Genomic DNA, 24,355 nt, shown 5'->3' with positions numbered 1-24,355 from the left:
CTAAACTCCGAGATCATCCCCCTCGGAGGACGCGTGCGACTTCGCCCCCTGATCGTGACCTCGATCGCGCTGGCCCTGCTGCCGCTGTCGGGCCCTGCCTACGCAGACGACCCGGCGCCCACCCCTACGCCGAGCGTGTCGGAGCCCGCCCAGCCTTCGGGTGACCCCTCCACGCCTCCGGCGGAGCCCGAGGACAAGGTCGAGGACGGCTTAGGCGTGGACGGTGGCACCGCGCGTGCCATCGTCGAGCTGACCGACCCCGCGCAGAACGCGCCGGTGGCGAGCCAGGCGGCGGCCGAGAGCGTGGACGTGGTGCTGCAACCGCAGAGCCAGTCGTTCATGGTCGTCGAGGGCACCGCCGAGGAGCTGGCCAAGCTGGCCGAGGACCCGCGGGTCACCTCCATCCACAGCGACAGGACGTACACGCCGGCCGACATCGCCCCCAATCTCTCGCTGATCGGCGCCGACCAGGCGCACGCGAAGGGCTTCACCGGCACCGGCCAGGCGGTGGCCGTGCTCGACACCGGCATCGACCGCGACCACCCGTGGTTCGGGAGCAGGCTGGTGGCCGAGGCGTGCTTCTCCGCCGTGGAGAGCGGCGTCTCGTCGCTCTGCCCCAACGGGGCGACCTCCCAGACCGGATCGGGCGCGGCGGACGCGACCACGGCCAACTGCCTCTCCGGCGCCGTGAACCTGTGCGACCACGGCACCCATGTCGCGGGCATCGCGGCCGGGACCGGCGGCGTCGCGCCGGGCGCGAACATCGTGGCGGTGCAGGTGTTCAGCCGGGTGGACGACGAGGACATCTGCGGCGAGCCCTCCTGCCTGCTGGCCTTCGAGTCGTCGCTGCGGCAGGCCATGGACTGGGTGGCCGGCCTGACCGAGCCGGTCGCCGCGGTGAACCTCAGCCTGGGCGGCTCGCTGTCCGAGACCGACTGCGACGCCACCGAGGAAGGGACGATCTTCAAGCCGAAGATCGACGCCCTGCTGGCCAAGGGCATCGCGACCGTGGTGGCCGCGGGCAACGAGTTCTTCGAAGGGGCGTCGTACCCCGCCTGCATCTCCACGGCGGTGGCCGTCGGAGCGAACGACGGCAGTGACGCCATCGCCGACTTCTCCAACCGCGGGGCGATCGTGGACCTGTTCGCCCCGGGCGTGGACATCGAGTCGTCGGTGCCCGACAACGCGACGACGGTCTACAGCGGCACCTCGATGGCGACCCCGCACGTGGCCGGCGCGCTGGCGCTGATGAAGCAGGCCTCGCCGGGCACGCCGATCGCCGACCTGATCAACACGCTGAAGACGGCCGGCCGGCCGTACGTGTACCAGGCCAACGGCACGCAGGTCACCACGCCGCGACTCGACCTGGCGGCGGCCCTGGCCGGAGCGGCTCCGCAGCCGCCCATCTCGCAGACCCCGACCGCGGAGCCGGCCCCCGAGCCCGACCCCTCCGACAGCAGCGGCCCGAGCCCCGAGCCGGACCCGACGACGGACACCGAGCCGGAGCCCACGCCCACCTCCTCCACGTCGCCGGTCCCGCTGCCGACCGTCACGGTCACGGTGACCGTCACGCCGACCCCGGCGACCACGGCCACGGTCTGCACGCGCGGCACGACGGCCAAGAAGCTGTCGGCCAAGAAGTGGGCCGTGGAGATCCACCGCAGCAGCGGCACCATCCCCGACGCCACGCTCACCTGCTATCTGAAGCTGATCAGCAAGTCGAGCAAGGTCTTCCCCGAGGTGACCAAGGCGTCGTCGCTGGGCAAGGCGTACCGGGTGCTGAAGAACAGCAAGACCAGCAAGGCCAGGCTCGACAGCGCGCTGCTGACGGCGTGGCTGAACTGGGCGCACGGCACCAACGGCACCACGACGCTGACCGCCTCCGAGAAGGTCCGGCTGAGCGGCAAGTCCTCCGCGTCCGCGCTGAAGAAGGCCGCCAAGAACATCCTCAAGACCGTGAAGTAGCCCGAATCAGGAAAGGCCGGTCCGTTCGGGACCGGCTTTTTCTTTGGCCTCACTAATGCAAAAACGCCTCCATCGTTTCTCTGGTTACATACGGCACTGACATCACAGTTGTCGCAGGTGGGGATGTATGCGGCTGTACGCAAGCCGGGAGCCCGTACCCGCTTCACGGCTTTCAGCCTTAAGGTCTGATCCCGGAGGAATAGTGAGGCTACGGTCTCTCCTGGCCTGTGCCACAACGCTCGCCGTGACGTCCGCCCTGCTCTGCGTGGCGCCGGCGCTCAGCGCCGACTCCGCCGACACCGGCGATCCCATCATCAGTCCCGCGCTGGTCGCGGAGATCCAGTCCAAGTCCAGCGTCCGCTCCATCATCCAGCTCAAGCCGGGCGAGAGCGTCCAGGCCGTCGCCAGCGACCTCGAACGGGCCTCCGAGGGCAGCCGGGTCCTGGAGACGGCGCAGTCGTCGCACTTCTTCGTCGCGGAGCTGGACAAGCCGACGCTGGCCAAGCTCAAGAAGGACGCCCGCGTCCAGAGCGTCTACAAGGACGAGCTGAGCGCGCCGTCGCTGGACGTCAGCACCGCCCTGATCCGCTCGGACCGGGCGAACGACGCGGGCTGGACCGGCCGTGGCACGACGGTCGCCGTGCTGGACACCGGGATCGACCGGGACCATCCATTCTTCACCGGCCGGCTCGTGGACGAGGCGTGCTTCTCCTCCTCCGACGCCGGCGACGGCACCGTCTCCCTCTGCCCGAACAACCAGCCCAGCCAGACCGGCGTCGGCGCGGCCAACGCCGAGACCACGCAGTGCATGGTCAACGGCGCGAGCGCCTGCTCGCACGGCACGCACGTGGCCGGCATCGCCGCGGGCCGGATGACCACGGGGGCGCCGTCCGACGGCGTCGCCCCGGCGGCGGGCGTCCTGGCGATCCAGGTCTTCAGCCGGGTGGACAACGCCCTGGTCTGCTCGATGGGCGGCGGCAGCGCGCCCTGCTTCCTCAGCTACACCTCGGATCAGAAGCTGGCGCTCGAGTACGTGGCCAGGGTCGCCAGGACCCTGAACGTCGCCTCGGTGAACCTGAGCCTGGGCGGCGGCGGCCCGTACAGCGAGGCTTGTGACGCCAACGCCACGGCCGCCGCGGTCAAGCCGGACTTCGACGCCCTGATCGCCCTCGGCGTCGCGCCCGTGGTGGCCGCGGGCAACAACGGCTTCCCGAACGGGGTCTCCTCGCCCGCCTGCATCTCGACGGCGATCACCGTGGGCGCGACGGACGACCGGGACGTGCCCGCCACGTTCTCCAACCGGGGCACGCTGCTCGACCTGTTCGCGCCGGGCGTGGACATCAACTCCTCGGTCCCCAACAACGTGTACGGCGTCAAGAGCGGCACCTCGATGGCCGCTCCGCACGTGGCCGGGATGTTCGCGCTGATGAAGCAGGCGTACCCGAACATGACGGTCGCCCAGAGCCTGCAGCGGCTGCAGGCCACGGGGAAGGGCATCACCTACGACGCGTCCGGCACCCAGGTACGGACGGCGCGCATCGACGCGGAGCGGGCCACCGCCGCCTCGGCCGCGGGCGCGGACCCCCGCGTCTGACCGCGCTCATCCGGGCCGGGACCGCACGTCCGGCCCGCGGGCCCGGCGGCCACCGCCGCCAAGATCGACCCTGCTATCACCGCGACCGCCACCGACCCTCGCGGGCCGGCCCGCTCCGGTCTCGCTCGAAGAGGCGGCCGGGTTCCACTGCTTGGTCCGCGGCAGGACTATTTCGAATTGTGTCGCTTAGGGTGGCTTCTATGGACGCAGGCAGGGCGATCTTCGAAACCATCGACAAGCTTCGCCAGCGGCGCACTGGCCCGCTGGTGCTGGAGCTCGATCTCACTGAAGGCATTACCGAGGGCCCGCCGGCGGATCCGCTCGCCGCGGTGCTGTCCATGCGCAAGACGCGCCTGGCCGACGTTCTGTCGGGACTCAAGCGAGCCGCCCAGGACTCCAAGGTCAAGGCGCTCGTCGTCAAGATCGGGAGCAACCCGCTGGGCCTGGCCATGACGCAGGAGCTGCGCCAGGCCGTGGTCGGCTTCCGGGCCTCGGGCAAGCTGACCGTCGCGTTCGCCGAGACGTTCGGCGAGTTCGGCGGCGGCACGGTCCCCTACTACCTGGCCAGCGCCTTCGAGCGGATCTATCTGCAGCCGAGTGGCGACGTCGGGCTGACCGGGGTGGCCCTGGAGCAGCGCTTCTTCAAGGGCGCCCTGACCAAACTCGGCGTCGGGTACGAAGCCGGCCAGCGGCACGAGTACAAGACCGCGGTCAACACCTTCACCCAGGACCACATGACCGAGCCGCATCGCGAGTCCATGAGCCGGATCGTGGAGTCGGTCACCGACAGCCTCGTGGCGGGCATCGCCGAAGGGCGCCGGCTCGACCCGGGCAAGGTGCGCGAGCTGATCGACCGCGGCCCCTTCACCGGCGCCGAGGCGCAGGAGGCCGGGCTGGTCGACGAGCTGGCCTACCGGGACGAGGTGTACGAGGAGATCAAGCGCTCGGCGGGCGGCGAGGCCCACCTGCTGTACGTCTCGAAGTACGCCAGATCAGCGGCCGTCAAGAAGCTGCCCAACCCGATGGCCGACGGGGTGGCCCTCATCCACGGCACCGGCATGATCAAGGGCGGGCGCAGCGGTCGCAGCCCCCTCGGCGGCGGCGGGGCGATGGGCTCCGACACGATCAGCGCCGCGTTCCGGGCGGCCAGGCGCGACGAGCACGTCAAGGCCGTCGTCTTCCGGGTGGACAGCCCCGGCGGCTCGTACGTGGCCTCCGACACGGTGTGGCGCGAGGTGACACTGACCCGCAAGGTCAAGCCGGTGATCGTCTCCATGGGAGACCTGGCGGCCTCCGGCGGCTACTTCGTGGCGATGGCCGCCGACGTGATCGTGGCCCAGCCCGGCACGCTGACCGGCTCGATCGGCGTGTACGGCGGCAAGCCCGTCCTGTCCGAGATGCTGGAGAGGATCGGCGTCAACTCCGAGATCGTGTCCGAGGGCGCCAACGCCGGGATGTTCTCCATCTCCCGTGGCTTCTCCCCCGAGCAGTGGGCGCGGGTGAACGCCTGGCTCGACCGCATCTACGACGACTTCGTGGGCAAGGTCGCCACGAGCCGCAACCTCACCCGCGAGCGGGCGCACGAGCTGGCCCGCGGCCGCGTGTGGACCGGCGCCGACGCGCAGGCCGGCGGGCTGGTGGACGAGCTGGGCGGCCTGGAGGACGCGCTGGCCCTGGCCAGGAGGCGGGCCGAGCTCGCCGACGACGCCCCCGTGCGCACCTATCCGCGGCTCAATCCGCTGGAGCGCCTGCGCGGGCCGGAGTCCAGCGAGGACAAGTCGGCCGCGCTGGCCAGGATCCGCCTCGACGCCTGGGGGCCGCTGGCCCGGCTGTCGGCCGAGCTCGGCCTGCCGGCCGCCGCGGGTCCCCTCCTGCTCCCGGAGTGGTACACGATCCGCTGAGCACGACGACGATGCACCGCGTGGCGGGCCGGGCGAAGCAGGTCCCGGCCCGCTGCGCGGCCGCGCGTCACGTCTCCATCGCGCGGTAGCGGGCGCGCAGGCGTACCAGGGGCTGGAGGGCGAGGTTGACGTAGGGGACCGCGAGGACCGTGGCGACGTAGAGCGTGTGGTCCCCGGCCGGGACCACCTTGGTGGTCTCGGCCTCCAGCGCGGCCACGCCGCCCTCCACCACCAGCGCGTCCGTGTGCGCCCCTCGGTGGTGCGGGGTGCCCGCCACCAGGAGCCGGGCGCTGGGGCGGCCCGGGGTGGCGAAGCGGCTGGCGACGGCCGCCTGGCCCGACGACAGCAGCGAGACCGCCCAGCGGTCCTGGCGGAGCAGGACCTCGTTGAGGTAGCCGCGGCTGGCCAGGCTGATCAGGACGAGCGGGGGCTCCATCGAGACGGACATCAGCGCCGAGATCGTGACGCCCAGGTCATCACGCCCGTCGCGTACGGTCACCACCGCCACGCCGGACGCGAGCTGCGCCATCGCCTCCCTGAACTCGCCCGCGAACCCGCTCACCGCGAGGGCCCCTGAGGAGCCCTCGCGGCAGGGGTCAGCCGAGGCCGTTGGTGGTCAGCCATTCCTTGGCCACCGTGGCGGGCTCGTCCTTGTTGACGGAGATCTTCTGCATCATCTCCAGCAGGGACTCCGTGGACAGCTTCGCCGAGACCGCGTTCAGCGTGGTGCGGATCGTGTCGCTCGCCCCCGCCTTGTTGAGCAGCGGCGTCACGTTCTGGGCGGGGAAGATGTTCTTGGTGTCCTGGAGGGGAACCAGGTTGTTGGAGGTCATCTTCGGGTCGGTGGTGAAGACGTTGCCGACCTGGATCGAGCCGTCCTTCAGAGCGTCGGCCGTGGTCGGCCCGGTGGGCTTCCACTGCTTGAACTCGATGCCGTAGACCTCCTTGAACCGAGCCTCCCACCGCTTCTTGAACTCGGGCGGGCCGCCGACCACGAAGGTCTTGGAGACCTTGGCGAGGTCCTCGATCGTGTTCAGCGACTGCTTGGTCTGGGTGTCCTTGCTGATGGACAGGCTGTCCTTGTCCTCGGCGGGCGAGGAGTCGAGCACTTCGAGCTCGGCGGGCAGCTTCTCCTTCAGCGCCGTGTTGACCTCGTCGGTCGTGGCGGCCGTGGCCTTGAGGTCGATGAAGGCGAGCAGGTTGCCGTTGTACTCGGGCACGATCGTCAGGCCGCCGCTCTTGACCTGGTCATAGACGGCCTCGCGGCTGCCGATGCGCGGCTTCTCCTCGACCTGCACGCCCTTGGCCTCGAGCGCCTGGGCGTAGATCGACCCGAGCAGCACGCTCTCGTCGAAGTCGAAGGATCCCACGATGGCCTTGCCACCCCCGCCCGAGGCCGACCCGCTGGGAGCGGCACTCGTGGTGTCGAGCGGGTTGCCCCCAGTGTTGCCGCCACCGCCGCCACCACAGGCGGCCAGCGCGAGCATCGCCGTGACGAACACACCTGCGATGCCGTACTTGCGTCTCATCTTGCTTTTCCCTTCTAAGCGGGAGGTAATACCGGAGACTATCGGACCTTCAGCCGCTGGCTCACCCCCGGGGAGACCGTCATCCTCTGCACGAGCGTGAACAAAATCTGTACGACCAGTGCGAACAGCACAATCAGTACAGAACCCCCGACCACGCTCGAGTAATCCTTCGTCGCGAAACCATCGATCACGTAACGCCCGAGACCGCCGAGCCCGGTGTACGCGGCGACCGTGGTGGTGGCCACGACCTGGATCGCGGAGAGCCGGCAGCCGAGCAGGATCAGCGGCAGCGCGACCGGCACCAGCACCCGCCCGAGCACCTGCCCGCCGCGCAGGCCCATCCCGTACGCCGCGTCGCGCAGCTCGGGATCGACGCCCTTGATGCCCTCGAACGTGTTGACCAGGATCGGCGGCACCGACAGCAGCACCAGCGGGATGATCACCGGCCAGATCGAGGAGGAGCCGAGCAGCAGCACGAACATCACCAGCAGCCCCAGCGTGGGCAGCGCCCTGGCCAGGTTCGCCGAGACGACGACGAGCACCTCGCCCCGGCCGGTGTGCCCGATCAGCAGCCCGAGCGGCACCGCGATCAGCACGGCCAGCAGCAGCGCCAGTGCCGAGAACTCCAGGTGCTCCAGCAGGCGCGCGGGGATCCCGTCGGGGCCCGCCCAGTTCGCGCCGTTGCCGAAGAACTCGGCCAGCCAGGCGAAGAAGTCGGTCAGCCAGCTCACGACGCCGCTCCCTTCCGTGCGCGTACCCACGGGGTCAGCAGCCGCTGCGCCAGGACCAGCAGGCCGTCGGCGACCAGCGCGAGCACCACGATGAGCACGATCCCGACGATGACCGGCGGCATGAACGGGTTCTGGTACGCCCGCGTGAACAGCCCGCCGAGCCCGCCCTGACCGATCAGCGCGCCCACGCTGACCAGGCTGATGCTGGAGACCGCGACCACGCGCAGCCCGGCCAGCACCACCGGCACGGCGATCGGCAGCTCGACCGTCAGCAGCCTGCGCAGCGGAGTGAAGCCCATCGCGACCGCCGACTGGCGCACGTGGTCGGGCACCGAGCCGAGCCCGTCGACCACCGCGGGGATCAGCACCGCCATGCCGTAGAAGGTGAGCGGGATGATCACCGTGGTCTGCGACAGCCCGGTCACGGAGATCAGCAGCATGAAGACCGGCAGCGACGGGAGCGCGTAGATGACGTTCATCAGCCCGGAGGTGGGCTGGTAGAGCCAGCGGAAGCGGACGCAGGCCAGCCCGAGCGGCAGCGCCACGACCAGCGCGACCAGGATCGGCACCAGGGACATCGTCAGGTGGTCGGTGAGCAGGTTCTTGATGCTGTCGACCCGGCCGGTGTCCCAGTTGCGCGCGATCCACTCCCAGATCGTGGGGGGACCGTCACCCATCAGCCGCCTCCGCCAGCGCCTCGTCCAGTGCCTCTCTGGTGGCCACGCCGACGGCCTTGCCGTCCTCGTCCACGGCCACCGCGCAGCCGGACGGCGACAGCAGCGCCGCGTCGAGCGCCGAGCGCATGGAGTCGCGGCCGTGCACGTACGTCCCGTACGGCTCCAGCTCGTCGGGGCGCGCTCCGGAGATCCACCCGAGCGGCCGGCCGGCCCCGTTCACGACCAGCAGCCACGGCTCGTCCGCCGGGCCAGTGGAGCCCTCCGGCACGGTCAGGTCGGTACGCAGGCGCAGGCGCTCCGTCGAGACGAACTGCAGCCGCCTGATCCCCCTGTCATGCCCGAGGAACTCCCTGACGAAGTCGTCGGCCGGCTCCGACAGCAGCGTCTTGGGGTCGGCGAGCTGCGCCAGCTTGCCCCCGACCCGCAGGACGGCCACGCGGTCGCCGAGCTTGATGGCCTCGTCGATGTCGTGGGTGACGAAGACGATGGTCTTGTTCAGCTCCGCCTGGAGCCTGAGCAGCTCTTCCTGCAGGCTCGTGCGCACCACGGGGTCCACCGCGCTGAACGGCTCGTCCATCAGCAGCACGGGCGGGTCGGCCGCCAGCGCCCTGGCCACGCCCACGCGCTGCTGCTGCCCGCCCGAGAGCTGGAACGGGTAGCGCCCGGCGAACGCCGGGTCGAGCCCGACACGTTCGAGCAGCTCCATGGCCCTGGCCCGGGCCTTCTTGCGGTCCCAGCCGAGCAGGTAGGGGACCGTGGCGATGTTGTCGATGATCTTCCGGTGCGGGAAGAGCCCGGCCTGCTGGATGACGTAGCCGATGCCGCGCCGCAGCGTGGGCGGGTCGATGCCCTGCACGGGCACGCCGTCGAGGAGGATCTGGCCCTCCGTGGCGTCGATCATGCGATTGATCATCCGCAGGGAGGTCGTCTTCCCGCAGCCGGACGGGCCGACGAAGACGGTGATCTCACCGGTGGGCGCCTCCAGACTGAGGCTGTCCACGGCGACCGTTCCGTCTGGATAGCGTTTTGTGACAGCGTCGAATGTGATCACGCGCGACTCTCGCTTAGGGCTTCGGTGGCAGGGGCCGCGGCCCCCCTTGCCACGACCGCCGCATGATCTCTCGGACCACACATTACGGCGATCCGGACCTTCCTGTCCCCTTGGCCCTGGCTTAAACGCTTCACTGACCTGGGAGATTTACCCCAAATATGGATCTGGTAGTGCGCCGGACCGAGGGTGTTGGCATGATTACCCTCACAACATCCGATGCCGTACCCCTCATCACCCTCAGCCTCCGCACATTCAGCAAGAGGATCCGGCCCCGTGTCTCAGCCGCTCACCGGTCAGCGCCCTCGCGGTGAACTGATCGCAGGGCTCTACGACCGTTACGCCGCCGGGCTGTTCGCGTACTGCGCTGACCAGCTCGGCGACCTCGGCTCCGCGTCCGACGTCCTGGTGACCGTGCTCACCGGGGTCCCCGACGCCGAGCCTCCACGTGCTGCCCTCTATGCCCTGGCCCGCCGCGAGATCCACCGGCGGGACGTCGTCTACTCACCACCCGCGGTCGATCAGCTCGTCGACCCTGCCTCCGCGCTCGTGGAGCGCACCCTGCGGGAGCTGCGCCCGCATCAGCGCGAGGTGCTGATGCTGTGCGCGGTCTGCGGGCTGAGCAAGGCCGAGCTGGCCTGGGTGCTCGACGTGGCACCCGACACCGCCGAGGAGCTGGCGGTCGGAGCCGGGCACCGGTTCCGGCAGGCCCTCGGCACCGCACTGCTCAACCTCGGGGCCCGCGTGCCCAGCCGGGCCGCCGACGTCTATGGCGCGCTCGGCATCGCACCGCTGGACGACGTGCTGCGGCGCCTGCCGTGGCCGGCGCCGCCGGGCGGGCTGCGCATCCACTTCGCGGGCTCCCGTGCCGCCGCGCCGGGACCGCTGTTCGTGAAGCCGCGCTGGCCCGGCCCGCCCATCTGGCCGCAGCCGCTGGCGGAGGCCGACCCGGCCAGCAGCACGGTGATCTTCCCGGCCGAGCTGCTGACGCCGCCCCCGCCGTCGAGGGTGGCCGAGCACGAGGCGACCACCGCCCCGATGCCCAAGCTGCGCGACCGGTACGACCCGCTCGACCTCGCCAGGCCGCTCAGGGACCCGCTCGACCTGGCCAGGCCGCTCAGAGACCCGCTGGGGTCCGCCAGGCCGCTTCGGGAGCAGCCGTTCTTCCTGGCCGCGCCCGAAGATCCGGGCGGGCCCGGGCCGTTCGCGACGGGTGACGTGATCCTGCCCAAGGACTCGCCCGAGCCGTTCGCGACCGGTGACGTGATCCTGCCCAAGGACGCGCTGGATCCGTACGTGCCCGGTGACGTGCTGGTGCACAAGGGGCCGGCCCGCCCGATCCAGGAGCCGCCGCGCTTCGATGCCCGGCCGCCGTTCCCGGGTGATGTCCGTCCGGCGTTCCCGGGCGATGCCCGGCCGGCGGAGCCGGGCGGGGTCCAGCCGCTGCCGCGGGCGGAGGTCCGGCCGTCGCCGTGGGTCCAGCTCCGGCAGTCGTCGCGGCCCGAGGAGCCGGTGCGCGAGGCCGCGCCGCTGTTCAAACCGCGTGACAAGCCGGGCGACAAGGCGGGGAGCCGGCCCGAGGAGCCGATCTACCGGCTGCCGGCCGAGGATCCGTACGAGAAGTCTCTTCCCGAGCCTTACCCGGAGCCGCCTGCCGCGGAGCCGCCCGGCTGGGCGGCGTCCGGCGGGCCGGCGCTCGTCCGGCCGTCTTCCGGCCGGCCGTCGCTGGGCGGGCTGGGGTCCGGGCCGTTGCCCGGCGAGCCGTCGTCCGGTCTGGCGCCTGGTCTCGCGGCGTCCGGTCCGGCTGCGTCCAGCAGGGCGCCTGGGAGGGTGGCGGCCACCGGGACCGGCTGGCCGGCGGGCTCGTCCATGCTGGACCCGCGTCCGGTACGCGCCAGGCCCATGCCCAAGCGGCGGCCACCCGTCACGAGGCGGCCGCAGAAGCAGCGACGGCGCAAGAACCGCCACTACGACTGGGCCTGGGAGCTGATCGGGTTCCTGATCTGCGTGGCGATCGCGATGATCGTGTTCTTCTCCGTGCCCACGTTCCTCGGCTGAGCAGGTCTACATGGTGTTGACGATCAGCCCGATGTGCGTGAAGTAGTTCAGTGCCCCGAACAGCAAGAACGCCACCCCGGCGATCCCCCAGCACACTCCGATGACGGTCGCGAGCGGGCCTCCCCTGGCCCGCAACGCGAGCGGGAAGAGCACGGCCCCGACTCCGACCAGCACGTACAGGCCGGAGATGAACGTGGCCTCCAGCAGGGGCAGGCCCGAGAACGCCCCCGAGATCGGCTCCTGCGGCGGCGCGGCGAACAACGTGTACGTCCAGCCCGCCGCCGCGATGCCGAAGCACGCCAGCCCCATGCCGAGCACGAAGACGGAGATCGGCCCGGCCGCCCGCGCCACGGACTTCCTGCGGTCCTGCGCCGCCGCCACGGCCGCCCACCGCTTCCACAGGAAGAGGGCGGCGGCGAGCAGCAGCACGCCGAACGCCAGTGACGGCTCGCCAAAGATGATGTTGTCGAAGGGGAAGCCCTGGCCCGCGAGCGGCCAGGTGAGCGTCATGTGCAGCCCGGTGGCCGCCAGGATGGCCCCGAGCGCCCCGAACGCCAGCGCCCAGCCGTCCACGTGCTCCAGGGAGTCGCCGCGCAGCAGCCGCCGCCCGAAGGAGACCACCAGCAGCAGCCCCGCGCCCGCGGCGACCGCCATGATGGTGTTGTACGTGGGCATCTTGGTCCAGTCGATCTTCAGCTCTGGCTGAGCCAGGATCACCCAGAATCCACTCATGTGTGTTGATTACCCTGGGTAATCGATCTTCAATCCGGGTCAGCCGGCGGACAGGATCAGTCCGCTCGTCGGCACCCCCGTCCCCGCGGTGACCAGGACGTTCGTGACGCCCGTCAGCTGGTTCGCCGCGGTGCCCCTGATCTGGCGCACGGCTTCGGCGATGCCGTTCATGCCGTGGATGTAGGCCTCCCCGAGCTGCCCGCCGTGCGGGTTGACGGGGAGGCGGCCGTCCAGCTCGATGCCGCCGTCCTTGAGGAGCTCCGGGGCCTCGCCGCGACCGCAGAAGCCCAGCTCCTCCAGCTGGGCCAGGACGAACGGGGTGAAGTGGTCGTACAGGATGGCGGTTTGGATGTCTTTAGGCGACAAGCCCGACATTTCCCACAATTTGCGGCCGACGACTCCCATTTCCGGGAGGCCGCTCATGTCGTCGCGGTAGTAGCTGGTCATCATCATCTGACCGGCTCCCGAGCCCTGGGCCGCGGCCGTGATCACCGCGGGCGACCTGCGCAGGTCGCGGGCCCGCTCGGCGGAGGTCACGACCAGGGCCACCGCGCCGTCGCTCTCCTGACAGCAGTCGAGCAGGTGCAGCGGCTCCACGATCCACCTGGACGCCTGGTGCTCCGCCAGCGTGATCGGCCGCCCGTGGAACCAGGCCGCCGGGTTGGTGGCCGCGTGCCTGCGCATCGCGACCGCCACCCGGCCGAAGTCCTCGGACGTCGCGCCGTAGGTGTGCATGTAGCGGCGCGCGAACATCGCCACCCACGCCGCCGGGGTCATCAGCCCGAACGGGACGTGCCAGCTCATCTCCAGCCCCTGGGAGGTGGGCTCGCCGGTCAGCCGGGAGTTCGGCTGGCCGAAGCGGCGTCCCGAGCGCTCGTTGAACGCCCGGTAGCAGACGACCGTCTCCGCCATCCCCGTGGCCACGGCCATGGCCGCGTGCGCCACGGTCGCGCAGGCCGCGCCGCCGCCGTACTCGACGCGGGAGAAGAAGGTCAGGTCGCCGACGCCCGTCTCCCTGGCGACGGCGATCTCCTGGTTGACGTCCTGGCTGTAGGTGACCATGCCGTCCACGTCGCCGGGTGACAGCCCGGCGTCGTCCAGCGCCGACAGCACCGCCTCGGCGGCCAGCCGCAGCTCGGACCGCCCTGACTCCTTGCTGAACTCGGTGGCACCGATGCCGGCGATGGCCGTAAGCGCGCTCAACAACGCCTGTTCTCCTTCTGGGGGCTCACTGGGGCGGGAGGGTGAAGGTGACGGTGGCGGTGGCGTGGTCCCCCAGGCTCACCTTGCCGCGCACCTCGGCCGTGAACAGGCCGTCCTCGTGCGCCACGACCGTCCCGCCGAAGCTCAGCCGGTCCCCCGCGTACGCGGGGACGCCGAGCTTGACGTTGATGCTCCTGATCACGGCATCGGGGCCGGTCCAGTCGGTGACGTAGCGCTCGACCAGGCCCATGGTCGTCAGGATGTTGAGGAAGATGTCCTTCGAGCCCTGCGCCCTGGCGATCCCGGTGTCGTGGTGCACCGGGGTGTAGTCCATGGTGGCCACGGCGGTCGAGATGACCACGGTGGGCGTGAGCTCGATCGACAGCTCCGGCAGCGCCGCGCCGATCCGGATCTGGTCCTCGGTCAGCGTCCGCATCACGGCTCCCGTGGCGCCCACATCGGGAGGACGAGCCGGTCGTCCATCTGGCGATACGTCACCCGCAACGGCATGCCGGCACCTACTTCCTCGATCGGGCAGTCCACGACGTTGCCGACCATCCGTACGCCCTCCGGCAGCTCCACCACGCCCACCACGAACGGGGTATCGCGGCCGGGCACGGGCGGATGGTGGTGGACGACGTAGCTGTACAGGGTTCCGATGCCGCGCGCGACCGTGTGGGTGCGGTTGGCCGATCTGCACTGGGGACACATCGGGCCCGGCGGGTGGCGCAGCTCGCCGCAGTCGGCGCAGGTCTGGATGCGCAGCTCGCCGTCCCGTACGCCGTCCCAGAAGAACGCGGTGTCCTGGTTGACCGCGGGCCGGAGCGGGTACGCCGCCCGCTCCTCATTCTCCCGCCCGGTCACCGGACGGAATTTCAGGACCCTGAACAGCATCTCGGCGACCGGCTCCTCCTCGCTGTACCAGGTGATGGTCCAGGTGGCGAAGAAGCCCACGCCCAGTGCCGTCCTCTTGGGTCCCACCAGATCGGTGAACCTGGTGGCGGGGACGAGACGCTCGCCGACGCGCGCGTAGCGGTGGTAGGTCTGCTCGCAGTTGGTCGCCACCACGCCCGTGTAGCCGTTGGCGTTCAGCGCGGCCATCAGGTCGTCGACCGGCGAGCGGTCCTTGGCCGTGGACCGCAGCCCCGGCATGGTCCAGACCTGGGCCATGGCGGGCGGTGCCAGGCCCCGCTCCAGGTAGGCCGGGTTGGCGTCGCCCATGGCGGTCAGCCAGTGCCTGATCATGGGGACGTTCACGGGGTCGGACGCGGGGGCGCCGCGCACCTCGCCCATCGCCACCTGCTTGGCCGCGAGCTCGTGCAGCTCCTCATCGGTCATCTCGTGCGGCTCGCTCGTCGCGTGCGGCTCGCTCATCTCTTGCGGCTCGCTCATCTGGGCGGCCTCGGGAGGCTCAGGCCGAGCATCGCGATCAGCTCCCGCTGCACCTCGTTCACCCCGCCGCCGAACGTCAGCACCACCGCCCCCTTCACGCCGTGGTCCACGCGTTCGAGCAGCTCGGCCGTCTCCGGGTCCGACGGGTCGCCGTACCTGGCCAGGGTGTCGCCGACGAGCCGGCCGATCTCCTGCATCCGCTCGGAGCCGTAGATCTTGGTGGCCGACGCGTCGGGCGCGCCCAGCCAGCCGAGGTCCATGTTCGCGGCCACCTGCCAGTTCAGCAGCTCGTTCGTCCGGTAGGCCGCCCACACCCTGGCCAGTGCCCGCCGCACGTCCGGGTTCTCGACCAGCCCCGTACGGCGGGCCCAGGCCAGGAAGCGGTCGTAGGTCTGCCCGAGGTTGCCGGCCGGGCCGAGGGTGACGCGTTCGTGGTTGAGCTGGTTGACGATCAGGTCCCAGCCCTTGTCCACCTCGCCGACCACCATGTTCACCGGCACGCGGACGTCGGAGTAGTAGGTGGAGTTGGTGTGGTGGCGGCCGTCCATGGTGACGATCGGGGTCCAGGAGTAGCCGGGATCGTCCGTGGCCGCGATCATCATCGTGATGCCCTTGTGCTTCTTGGCCTCGGGGTTCGTGCGCGCGGCCAGCCAGATGTACTGGGCGTAGTGCGCGCCGCTGGTGAAGATCTTCTGGCCGTTGACGACGTAGTGGTCGCCGTCCAGCACCGCCGTGGTCCGCAGGGAGGCCAGGTCGGTGCCCGCCTCGGGCTCGCTGTAGCCGATCGCGAAGTGGCACTCCCCCGCGAGGATGCGCGGCAGGAAGAGGTCCTTCTGCTCCTGGGTGCCGTACTGCATGAGGGTGGGGCCGACCGTCTGCACCGTGATGATGGGATAGGGGACCCCGGCCCGCGCGATCTCGTTGGCGAAGATCTGCTGCTCCAGGGGGCCGTAGCCGCCCCCGCCGTATTCCTTGGGCCAGCCGAGCCCGAGCTTGCCGTCGCGGCCGAGGCGGCGGCAGTGCTCCATGTACGCCTCGCCGAACGGGTCTTCGGCGATCTTCCTGCGATCCTCGTCGCTGAGACAGCCGCGGAAGTATTCGCGCAGCTCGTCGCGCAGGCCGCGCTGGTCAGCGGTCAGGTCGATCAGCATCAGAGTAGCGCTCCGATCACGTCGAGCTGGGCGTCGGCGCCGCCGAGCAGGTGGGACAGGTGCTTGGCCTGGGCGAAGTAGCGGTGCAGCGGGTAGGTCACGTCGAGCCCGAGCCCGCCGTGCAGGTGCTGGCAGGTGTAGAGGGCCTTGACTGCCTCGCTCACGTGGTACGCGGCCAGCGCCAGGTCGTCCTCGGCCGGCAGCCCCTCGCCCAGCCGCCAGACCGCCGACCACAAGGCGACGTCCAGGGCCCGGCCCGCGATGTAGACGTCGGCGATCTGCATCGTCACGGCCTGGAACTCGGCCAGCGCCCGGCCGAACTGCCTGCGCGTCTTGATGTACGAGGTGGTCAGCTCCAGTGCCCCGGCGAGCACGCCGCTCGCCTGGGCGGCGACGGCCGCGGTGAAGAGCCGCCTGGCCCCTGCGACCGCCTCCGGCCCCGCCACCCGCTCGGCGGGAGTGCCGTCGAGCACCACCGTGACCGCGGGCTCGCCGGTGGCGGTGTACTCGGCGGCGGTCCGCGGCGAGTGCACCAGGAACAGTCCTTCCGCGGCGGTGACCAGCACCGCGTCCTCCGGATAGGGCACCGAGACCTTGCGGCCCGTCAGGGCCCAGCCGCCGCCTTCCTCCCGCGCCGCCGTCAGCGGCGGGTCCGCCAGGGCCCGGCCCGGCTCGCGGAGCGCGAGCGTGCCGCGGCTGATGCGGCGCTGCTGGTCGGGGGTGCCATAGCGGGCCAGGGCCAGCGTGCTCACCAGCGTGGGCAGTGCCGCGACCGGCGCGGCCCGCGCGCCCGTCTCCCGCAGCACGACGGCCATCTCCACCGGACCGAGCCCGGCGCCGCCCGCCTCCTCCGAGGCGCACACGCTCATGAGCCCGGCCTGCCACAGGCCGTCCTCGCCCCCGTCCCTGGAGAGGACCTCGGCTGCCAGTTTCTTCAGCTCCTGCTGGGTTTCGTCCAGGTTGAAATCCATCAACTCTCCAAGAGGTGGTGCCTGCCGTGCCGGTCGAACTCCTCCTCGATCGCCTTCATGTCCGCGTCGGTCAGCGGCCTGAGCCCGGTGGGCGCCCGCCACCAGACGGGGTCGGCCGTGCGCCACGACTCCGCGGCGAGGAGCCGCTTGATGACCTTGTGCGACGGCGTCTGCGGCAGGCGATCACAGAGGCGGATATATCGGGGTATCGACTTGGCGCCCAGATCGCGGCGGGACGCCAGGAAGGCGGTGAACGCGGCCGGGTCGAAGGGCCCATCCAGGACGAGTGCCGCCATGACCTGGTCACCGGCCGCCGCGTCGGGCACCGGGTAGACGGCCGCCTCGATCACGCCGCCGAACTCCCGCAGCGCGGCCTCGATGGGCGCGACCGCCAGGTTCTCGCCGTCCACGCGCAGGCGCTCGGTGCCCCGGCCGGCGAAGAACACGTAGCCGTCCGCGTCGGCGTAGGCGAGGTCGCCCGACCAGAACGCGCCGTTCCTGATCCGCTCGGCGTCCGCCCCCGGGTCGTTGTAGTAGCCCTCGAACAGCCCGAGCCCGGCCGTGTTGACCAGCTCGCCGACGGCCTCGTCCGGGTTGAGCAGCCGGCCATCCTCGACGCGGCCGGGCGGGCACGCTTGGCCGGTGAAGGGGTTGAGGATCCGCACGCCCTCGGGCAGCCGGCCGAGGCAGCCCGGCGGGCCCGACGGGTCGGGGGTCAGCGAGACGGCGGTCTCCGTGGACCCGAAGGCGTCGATCACATGGCAGCCGAACCGCTCGCCGAACCTCCTGGTCGCCACCGCGCTGCCCTCGTTGCCGAAGGCGATCTTGAGCGGGTTGCGGGCGTCGTCGGGTTGTTCGGGGGTGGCCAGGACGTACGAGAGCGCCTTGCCCACGTAGTGCAGATACGTACAGCCGTATCGCCTGAGGTCGGGCAGCAGCCCCGAGGCCGAGAACCGGCGTCGCAGCACCAGCGCCGCCCCCGACGCCACCGCCGGGGCGTAGGCGGCCATCAGGGCGCCGGAGTGGAAGAGGGGCATCGAGCAGTAGACGACGTCGCCGGGCGTGAGCAGGGCCGCCAGGCTGGTCCCCGGCACGGCGATCTTCCGCTGCGTGATCCGCACGGCGCGGGGGCGGCCCGAGGTGCCGGAGGTGAAGATCAGCATCACCAGCGCACCGGGATCGGGCGCCGCCCCCGCCGGGCCGGGCGCCTCCGGCCCTGGACCCCCCGGGCCCGGCGGCTCCAGGCCGAGCGACTCCAGGTCGTGGGCGGGGATGCCCAGCGCCTCGGCCACCGGGCGGGCGACGCCGGCGTAGGGGGCGTCCGCCAGCAGGAGGTCCACGTCGGTGGCGCGGGCGTCGCGGACCAGCTCGTCGACCGGGCGCGTCGGGTTCAGCGCGACGATCACGTGGCCGCTCAGCGCCGCGCCGCCCACGAGGAAGACCAGGCCCGGGACGTTCTCGCTGAGCACTCCGACGTGCAGCCCCGTGCCGCGCCCCGACAGCCACTCCCCCGCGGCCCGGCAGGCGGCGACGTGGGCACGCCACGACCACACCGCGTCCTCGAACATCAGCCCAGGTCGATCGTCCTCGGCCCGTGCGAGAAGCAGGGACGCGAGCGTGTCCGCGATCATCGCTCCTCCAGCAAGCGCTAGGTAAGCCGAATCGCAAACTAGAACAGATTCTAATATCTGTCCAGAGGCCATCGATGCCGATAAGTCACGACATAAGCGTGTAACGCCACAGACATGGGCCTATACGGCTTGTTTGTGACTCACGAGTAACAAGCCGCGTTATCGAGAAATCAGATAACGTGTTCTTATGCGTACCTCGCACGCGACATTCGCCGCGCCCTCCAGCGACACCGAGGGGACCATGGAGACCCATGCCACGCCGCCGGGCGGGCACAGCGTCCGTACGCGCAGCCAGCACCAGCGCCGCAAGCGCATCGTCCAGGCCGCCGCCGCGCTGGCCTCACGCGGAGGCGTGGAGGCCATGCAGATGCGCACGGTGGCCGAGCGCGCGGGTGTGGCGCTCGGCACCCTCTACCGCTACTTCCCCTCCAAGATGGACCTGGTCGTGGCGGTGGTCGGCGAGGAGATCGACCTGCTCGAAAGCAGCATCGAGCGCCGGCCGCCCGGCGCCTCGACGCCGTCGAGCCGCGCGGTGGACGTGCTGATGCGCGCGACCCGGGGGCTGATGCGCGAGCCGGAGCTGGCCGACGCCCTCATCCGGTCGCTGATCATGGCCGAGGTGCAGACGCCGTTCGGCGACCGCATGACGGGGCTGCTGCTGCGCGTCTCGGCCGACGGCCTGACGCTGGAGCAGGCCAGCGAGGAGCAGCTCGACCTGGCGGGGTCGCTGGCCAGCGTGTGGGTGCAGGAGCTGCTGGAGATGCTGCGCGGCCGCCGCACCTACGACCAGATCCAGCGCCGCATCGAGACCGCCTCCGCCCGGCTCCTCACCGACATCTGACCGCCGCTCCACCGCTTCCTCCACATCCACGCTTCCACCGCGTCACCGGTACGAGTACGACCGCGCACGGCGGGCAGCGGGCCGGCTCAGAGGCCCGCGTGGACCGGCAGCTCGTCGCGGACCGTCCCCCGGCTCTCCTCCGGCTCCGTCCGCCCCCGCTTGAGCACGCTCAGCGCGACGGCGAAGGACACGGCCACGAGAGCGGCCCCGATCAGGAACGCGAGCCGGTATCCCCCGGTCAGCGCCGCCGCGTCGGCCGGCCCGCCGCCCGCGAGCTGCTCGGTCCTGGTGGCCGACAGCGTGGCCAGGACGGCCAGCCCCAGCGCCGCCCCCACCTGGGCGGTCGTGTTGAACAGCCCGGAGGCCAGCCCGGCGTCGTCCGCCGTCGCGCCGGACATCGCCAGCGTGGCCAGCGCCGGGAACGAGCCGCCCGAGCCGACCGCCAGCAGCAGCGTCGCGGGCATGACGTCCACGAGGTAGGTCCCGTCCACGGGCACCCTGGCGAACAGGGCCAGCCCGGCGCCGATCAGCACCAGCCCGGCCAGCAGCGTGCTCCGCGCGCCGAACCGGGTGACCAGCCGCTCGGAGTAACGCAGCGACAGCGTCCCCATCACGATCGTCACCGGCAGGAACGCCAGCCCAGTCCCGAGCGAGTCATATCCGAGCACCCGCTGGAGATACAGCACCCCCAGGAAGAACATCCCGAACATGCCGGCCACGGTCAGCGCCTGGATCAGGTTCGCGCCGGAGACATCGGACGAGCGGAAGATCCGCAGCGGGACGAGCGGGTTGCGGGCCGTGGCCTCGCGGATCAGGAACAGCACGAGCAGCGCCAGCGAGACCCCGCCGAACCCGAGCGTCTGCCCGGCCCCCCAGCCCAGCTCGGCGGCGGGCTTGACGATCGTGTAGACGCCCAGCATCAGCGCGGCCGTGATCAGCACGGCCCCCAGCGCGTCCACGCCCCGGCCGATCCCGGCGCTGCGCTCCCTGGGCAGCAGCCGGACCGCCGCGACCACGGTGGCCAGCCCGATGGGCAGGTTGATGAAGAAGATCCAGTGCCAGTTGAGCCCCTGGGTCAGCACGCCGCCGGCCAGCAGCCCGATGGACCCGCCGGCCGAGGCGACGAAGCTGTAGACGCCGATGGCCCTGGCCCGCTCGCGCGGCCCGGGGAACATGGTGACGATCATCCCGAGCACGACGGCCGAGGTCATCGCGCCGCCGACCCCCTGGACGAACCGGGCGGCGATCAGCACCTCCTGGCTGCCCGCGAGCCCGCACGCCAGCGACGCCACCACGAACACCCCTAATCCGGCCAGGAAGACGCCTCTGCGCGAAAGGAGGTCGCCCATCCGCCCCGCCAGGAGCAGCAGGCCCCCGAACGCGATCAGGTAGGCGTTCACCACCCAGGCCAGGCCCGACTGGGTGAAGCCCAGGTCGTTCTGGATGGCGGGCAGCGCCACGTTCACCACGGTGACGTCAAGGACGATCATCAACGTTCCCGTGCACAGCACGGCCAGCGCCACCCAGCGGGAGCGGTCGGAGCTCATCGTCAGTCCCCTTCGTTCGGTAACCGGTCACGTGTATCGACCGGCGAAGGGCGGAAAACTCATCGGTTTGTCGGTGGCGGCATCTATACAGGGGGTATGACCGACAAGCCGACGAACGAGGACTTCCTCCGGCTGGCTGATCCGATGCGGCGCGAGCTGCTGGCGCACTGCTACCGCATGATGGGGTCGGTGCACGACGCCGAGGACCTCGTGCAGGAGACCTACCTGCGCGCGTGGCGGGCCTACGACGGCTTCGAGGGGCGCTCCTCGCTGCGGACGTGGCTCTATCGCATCGCGACCACCGCCTGCCTGACCGCGCTCGACAGCCGCACCAGGCGCCCGCTCCCGACCGGGCTGGGCGCCCCGAGCACCGAGGCGAGCGCGCCCCTGGTGCAGGACACCGAGATGACGTGGCTGGAGCCGGTGCCCGACGCGCTGGCGGGCGCGGGCGGCGACCCCGCCGCCATCGTGACCGCGCGCGAGAGCATCAGGCTCGCGCTCATCGCCGCGCTGCAGCACCTGCCGCCCAGGCAGCGGGCGGTCCTGATCCTGCGCGACGTGCTGCGGTGGAAGGCCGCCGAGGTGGCGGAGGCGGTCGGCACCTCCACCGCGGCCGTCAACAGCATCCTGCAGCGGGCCCGGGCCCAGCTCGGCGAGGTGGCGCCGAGCCTGGACGACCCGGTGGAGCCGCTGACGCAGGATCAGCGGGCCCTGCTCGACCGCTATGTCGCGGCGTTCGAGAACTATGACGTCGACAGCCTGGTCGACCTGTTCACCAAGGACGCGGTCTGGGAGATGCCGCCGTTCGTGGGCTGGTACCAAGGGCCGGAGACGATCGCGGAGCTCACCAGGGTGCAGTGCCCGGCCGAGCGGGCCGGCGACCTCAAGCTCTTCCCGATCGCGGCCAACGGGCAGCCGGCCTTCGCGGTCTATTTCCGCGAGGACGGCGTCTACCACCAGTTCGCCATCATGGTGCTGACGTTCTCCGGCGAGCGCATCAGCCACGTCGGCATGTTCTTCGAGGAGCGGCTGTTCGAGACCTTCGAGCTGCCCGTGACTTTGGAGAGCGAGGCTTCCGCGCCAAAGTAGAACGCGTTACAGTCACGCCAGAGCATCATTCTGGAGGCGACTGTGGGCACACCTGTGATCGTCGAGGCCGTTCGCACCCCCATCGGCAAGCGGGCCGGCTGGCTGTCCGGGCTCAAACCGCAACAGGTTCTGGCCGGCGCGCTCAACGGGCTCGTCCAGCGGTCGGGGATCGACCCGGCGCTCGTCGAGCAGGTGTTCGCCGGCTGCGTGACCCAGGCGGGCGAGCAGGGCGGGCACGTCGGGCGCCACTCGTGGCTGTACGCCGGGCTGCCGTACCAGACCGGCGTCACCACCGTGGACGCGCAGTGCGGGTCGTCGCAGCAGGCGGTGCACCTGGCCGCGGCGATGATCAGCGCGGGCGTGATCGAGGTGGGCGTCGGGTGCGGCGTCGAGGTGATGAGCCGGGCGCCGCTGGGCAGCAACGTGCTGCCCGCGACGGCCAAACCGGACGACTGGAGCATCGACCTGCCCGACCAGTTCACCGCCGCGGAGCGGATCGCGCGGCGGCGCGGGCTGACGCGCGAGCGGCTCGACTGGTTCGGGGCGCGCTCGCAGCGGCTGGCGGCCAAGGCGTGGGCCGACGGGCGATTCGAGCGGGAGGTCCTACCGGTCGGCGACGTCCGCAAGGACCAGGGATTACGCGAGACGACCGTGGAAGGGCTGGCCGGGCTCCGGCCGGTGATGGACGGCGCCCTGCACACGGCCGGCACCTCCTCCCAGATCTCCGACGGCGCCGCGGCCGTGCTGGTGATGAGCGAGCAGGCGGCGCGGCGGCACGGGCTGCGGCCCAGGGCGCGGATCCTGGCGCAGGCCCTGGTCGGAGCGGAGCCGTACTACCACCTGGACGGGCCGGTGGACGCCACCGCCAAGGTGCTGGCGGCGGCCGGCATGACGATCGGCGACCTCGACCTGTTCGAGGTGAACGAGGCGTTCGCGTCCGTCGTCCTGTCGTGGGCGAGCGTGCACGCGCCGGACTTCGACCGCGTCAACGTCAACGGCGGCGCGATCGCGCTCGGGCATCCGGTGGGCGCGACCGGCGCGCGGCTGCTCACCACGGCGCTGCACGAGCTCGAACGCTCCGACTCGGCCACCGCGCTGATCACGATGTGCGCGGGCGGGGCGCTGGCCACCGCGACGATCATCGAGCGGATCGGTTGACCACGTATCCGGCGGGCACGCACGGCACTCATACACGCGGCGCTCGGACGCGCGCCGCAGGTACTCGATCGGGGGGCGTATGAAGAAGAAGACCAGGCGCAGGCCGTACGCGGAGCAACGTCCGCAGGACCTCGGCGGCGGGGTGTGGAGCGTGCCGGTGCCGATTCCCGGCAACCCGCTCGGCTACACGCTCGTCTACGCCGTCGAGTCGCCGAGGGGACCCGTGCTGGTCGACGCCGGGTGGAACCATCCGGACGCCTGGGAGGCGCTCAGCGGCGGGCTCGCGTCGCTCGGGCTCGACGTGAGCGAGGTGGCCGGGGTGGTGGTCACCCATTTCCACCCCGACCACGCCGGGCTGGCCGGCCAGGTCAGGGACGCCTCCGGCGCCTGGATCGCCATGCACGAGAGCGACGCGGCGCTGGTCAGGCTCATGATCGAGTACGCCGCCAGTGAGCAGGACGGTTTCCAGTCCGACATGCTCAGGCGGGCGGGCGCCGACCCCTCCGAGGTCCGGGACGTCATGGGCACCCGCCCCACGCCGCCCGCGGCACCGGACCGCGAGCTGCGCGACGGCGACCTGGTGGACCTGCAGGGGCGCAAACTCCGGGCCGTGCACACCCCTGGCCACACCCCCGGGCACATCTGCCTGCACCTGGAGGACGCCGACCGGCTGTTCACCGGCGACCACGTCCTGCCCGACATCACCCCGCACATCGGCATCTATCCCTACGACCGGGACGACATAGACCCGCTGGGCGACTTCATGGAGTCCCTGGACCGGGTCGGCGAGCTCGTGCCGCTGGAGCTCGACGCCATCGAGGCGCTGCCGGCGCACGAATGGATATTTCCCGATGTGGCCGCACGCGCCGCCGAGATCCGCCACCATCACGAGGAGAAACTCGACCGGCTGCGCGCACTCCTGGCCCAGCGGCCGGAACCGCTGACCATCTGGGAGGTCGCCGCGATGATGACGTGGAACAGGCCATGGGACGATCTGGCGCCCATGCTGAAAGGCATGGCCGCCGGGGAGGCCGCGGCTCACCTGCGCGCCCTGGAGGCCCGGGGCCAGGTTCGGCGCGTCTCCGGTGTCGATCCGGTTCGCTTTCAGGCCCTAGACTCCTAGACATCCGATGTCTA

21 protein-coding genes are annotated in these 24,355 nt (G+C 71.2%); 8 read left to right on the top strand and 13 right to left on the bottom strand.

Annotation, left to right across the window (positions count from 1 at the left end; genetic code table 11):
- Positions 1 to 33 precede the first annotated feature (33 nt).
- The 3 genes from ETD85_RS22560 (at position 34) to sppA (ending at position 5,460) form a co-directional block, all read left to right on the top strand.
- Positions 34 to 1,965, top strand: a complete 1,932-nt coding sequence (locus tag ETD85_RS22560; RefSeq protein WP_138691749.1) for a S8 family peptidase — start codon at positions 34 to 36, stop codon at positions 1,963 to 1,965.
- 244 nt (positions 1,966 to 2,209) lie between these two features.
- Positions 2,210 to 3,559, top strand: coding sequence for a S8 family peptidase (locus tag ETD85_RS22555; RefSeq protein ID WP_170246794.1), 1,350 nt, complete (start codon positions 2,210 to 2,212; stop codon positions 3,557 to 3,559).
- A 200-nt stretch (positions 3,560 to 3,759) separates the two neighbouring features.
- The gene (gene sppA / locus ETD85_RS22550) at positions 3,760 to 5,460 is read left to right on the top strand and encodes a signal peptide peptidase SppA (protein ID WP_138691747.1); all 1,701 of its coding nucleotides are present in this window, start codon (positions 3,760 to 3,762) and stop codon (positions 5,458 to 5,460) included.
- Positions 5,461 to 5,527: 67 nt separating this feature from the next.
- Here the strand turns inward: sppA and ETD85_RS22545 are convergent, their stop codons facing one another.
- The 5 genes from ETD85_RS22545 to ETD85_RS22525 all read right to left on the bottom strand — a co-directional run bounded on the left by ETD85_RS22545 (position 5,528) and on the right by ETD85_RS22525 (position 9,448).
- Positions 5,528 to 5,989 carry a flavin reductase family protein gene (locus ETD85_RS22545; RefSeq protein WP_138691758.1) on the bottom strand — a complete coding sequence of 154 codons (462 nt, stop codon included), beginning with the start codon at positions 5,987 to 5,989 and terminating at the stop codon, positions 5,528 to 5,530.
- Between the two features lie 67 nt (positions 5,990 to 6,056).
- A complete protein-coding gene (locus tag ETD85_RS22540) occupies positions 6,057 to 6,989 on the bottom strand; it encodes an ABC transporter substrate-binding protein (protein ID WP_138691746.1) in 933 nt (310 codons plus the stop codon).
- 38 nt (positions 6,990 to 7,027) lie between these two features.
- Positions 7,028 to 7,720 (bottom strand): ABC transporter permease, encoded by a 693-nt coding sequence (locus tag ETD85_RS22535; RefSeq protein WP_138691745.1) that lies wholly within the window; start codon positions 7,718 to 7,720, stop codon positions 7,028 to 7,030.
- The gene (locus ETD85_RS22530) at positions 7,717 to 8,397 is read right to left on the bottom strand and encodes an ABC transporter permease (RefSeq protein ID WP_138691744.1); all 681 of its coding nucleotides are present in this window, start codon (positions 8,395 to 8,397) and stop codon (positions 7,717 to 7,719) included. The genes ETD85_RS22535 and ETD85_RS22530 overlap by 4 nt, the downstream gene beginning before the upstream one ends.
- Positions 8,390 to 9,448, bottom strand: a complete 1,059-nt coding sequence (locus ETD85_RS22525; protein ID WP_138691743.1) for an ABC transporter ATP-binding protein — start codon at positions 9,446 to 9,448, stop codon at positions 8,390 to 8,392. Before ETD85_RS22525 ends, ETD85_RS22530 begins: the two co-directional genes overlap by 8 nt.
- A 273-nt stretch (positions 9,449 to 9,721) precedes the next feature.
- On the opposite strand from ETD85_RS22525, the gene ETD85_RS22520 reads away from it, so the two are divergent.
- On the top strand, positions 9,722 to 11,503 hold the full coding sequence (locus ETD85_RS22520) for an RNA polymerase sigma factor (protein ID WP_138691742.1): 1,782 nt from the start codon (positions 9,722 to 9,724) through the stop codon (positions 11,501 to 11,503).
- 6 nt (positions 11,504 to 11,509) lie between these two features.
- On the opposite strand, the gene ETD85_RS22515 is transcribed toward ETD85_RS22520, so the two are convergent.
- Genes ETD85_RS22515 through ETD85_RS22485 form a run of 7 tightly spaced genes read right to left on the bottom strand, consistent with a single transcriptional unit; the run spans position 11,510 to position 18,583 of the window.
- Positions 11,510 to 12,235: a DUF981 family protein gene (locus tag ETD85_RS22515; RefSeq protein WP_138691741.1), complete on the bottom strand. Its 726-nt coding sequence runs from the start codon at positions 12,233 to 12,235 to the stop codon at positions 11,510 to 11,512.
- A gap of 39 nt (positions 12,236 to 12,274) precedes the next feature.
- The gene (locus ETD85_RS22510; protein ID WP_170246793.1) at positions 12,275 to 13,441 is read right to left on the bottom strand and encodes a lipid-transfer protein; all 1,167 of its coding nucleotides are present in this window, start codon (positions 13,439 to 13,441) and stop codon (positions 12,275 to 12,277) included.
- Positions 13,442 to 13,463: 22 nt separating this feature from the next.
- Positions 13,464 to 13,874, bottom strand: a complete 411-nt coding sequence (locus ETD85_RS22505) for a MaoC/PaaZ C-terminal domain-containing protein (RefSeq protein ID WP_138691740.1) — start codon at positions 13,872 to 13,874, stop codon at positions 13,464 to 13,466.
- Positions 13,874 to 14,830: a bifunctional MaoC family dehydratase N-terminal/OB-fold nucleic acid binding domain-containing protein gene (locus tag ETD85_RS22500; RefSeq protein ID WP_240779306.1), complete on the bottom strand. Its 957-nt coding sequence runs from the start codon at positions 14,828 to 14,830 to the stop codon at positions 13,874 to 13,876. The genes ETD85_RS22505 and ETD85_RS22500 overlap by 1 nt, the downstream gene beginning before the upstream one ends.
- A complete protein-coding gene (locus ETD85_RS22495) occupies positions 14,827 to 15,981 on the bottom strand; it encodes an acyl-CoA dehydrogenase family protein (protein WP_138691739.1) in 1,155 nt (384 codons plus the stop codon). The genes ETD85_RS22500 and ETD85_RS22495 overlap by 4 nt, the downstream gene beginning before the upstream one ends.
- The gene (locus ETD85_RS22490) at positions 15,981 to 16,952 is read right to left on the bottom strand and encodes an acyl-CoA dehydrogenase family protein (protein WP_138691738.1); all 972 of its coding nucleotides are present in this window, start codon (positions 16,950 to 16,952) and stop codon (positions 15,981 to 15,983) included. The genes ETD85_RS22495 and ETD85_RS22490 overlap by 1 nt, the downstream gene beginning before the upstream one ends.
- Positions 16,952 to 18,583, bottom strand: coding sequence for an AMP-binding protein (locus tag ETD85_RS22485; protein ID WP_138691737.1), 1,632 nt, complete (start codon positions 18,581 to 18,583; stop codon positions 16,952 to 16,954). The genes ETD85_RS22490 and ETD85_RS22485 overlap by 1 nt, the downstream gene beginning before the upstream one ends.
- A 187-nt stretch (positions 18,584 to 18,770) precedes the next feature.
- On the opposite strand from ETD85_RS22485, the gene ETD85_RS22480 reads away from it, so the two are divergent.
- A complete protein-coding gene (locus ETD85_RS22480; protein ID WP_138691736.1) occupies positions 18,771 to 19,424 on the top strand; it encodes a TetR family transcriptional regulator in 654 nt (217 codons plus the stop codon).
- Between the two features lie 86 nt (positions 19,425 to 19,510).
- Here the strand turns inward: ETD85_RS22480 and ETD85_RS22475 are convergent, their stop codons facing one another.
- Positions 19,511 to 20,971 carry a DHA2 family efflux MFS transporter permease subunit gene (locus ETD85_RS22475; RefSeq protein WP_138691735.1) on the bottom strand — a complete coding sequence of 487 codons (1,461 nt, stop codon included), beginning with the start codon at positions 20,969 to 20,971 and terminating at the stop codon, positions 19,511 to 19,513.
- 96 nt (positions 20,972 to 21,067) lie between these two features.
- Here ETD85_RS22475 and ETD85_RS22470 point away from each other — a divergent pair, with 96 nt between their 5' ends.
- From ETD85_RS22470 to ETD85_RS22460, 3 genes are all read left to right on the top strand, one after another.
- Entirely contained in the window at positions 21,068 to 22,060 is a 993-nt protein-coding gene (locus ETD85_RS22470; RefSeq protein ID WP_138691734.1) for a sigma-70 family RNA polymerase sigma factor, read from the top strand.
- 42 nt (positions 22,061 to 22,102) lie between these two features.
- Complete coding sequence (locus ETD85_RS22465; RefSeq protein WP_138691733.1) at positions 22,103 to 23,218, top strand: steroid 3-ketoacyl-CoA thiolase; 1,116 nt, start codon at positions 22,103 to 22,105, stop codon at positions 23,216 to 23,218.
- Positions 23,219 to 23,297: 79 nt separating this feature from the next.
- On the top strand, positions 23,298 to 24,341 hold the full coding sequence (locus ETD85_RS22460) for an MBL fold metallo-hydrolase (protein ID WP_138691732.1): 1,044 nt from the start codon (positions 23,298 to 23,300) through the stop codon (positions 24,339 to 24,341).
- Positions 24,342 to 24,355: the final 14 nt, after the last annotated feature.

The sequence above is a fragment of the Nonomuraea zeae genome (assembly GCF_005889725.1).
GTDB classification, from domain to species: domain Bacteria; phylum Actinomycetota; class Actinomycetes; order Streptosporangiales; family Streptosporangiaceae; genus Nonomuraea; species Nonomuraea zeae.
The sequence above is the reverse complement of the archived record's forward strand: the minus strand, read 5'-3'. Positions and strand labels throughout refer to the sequence as shown.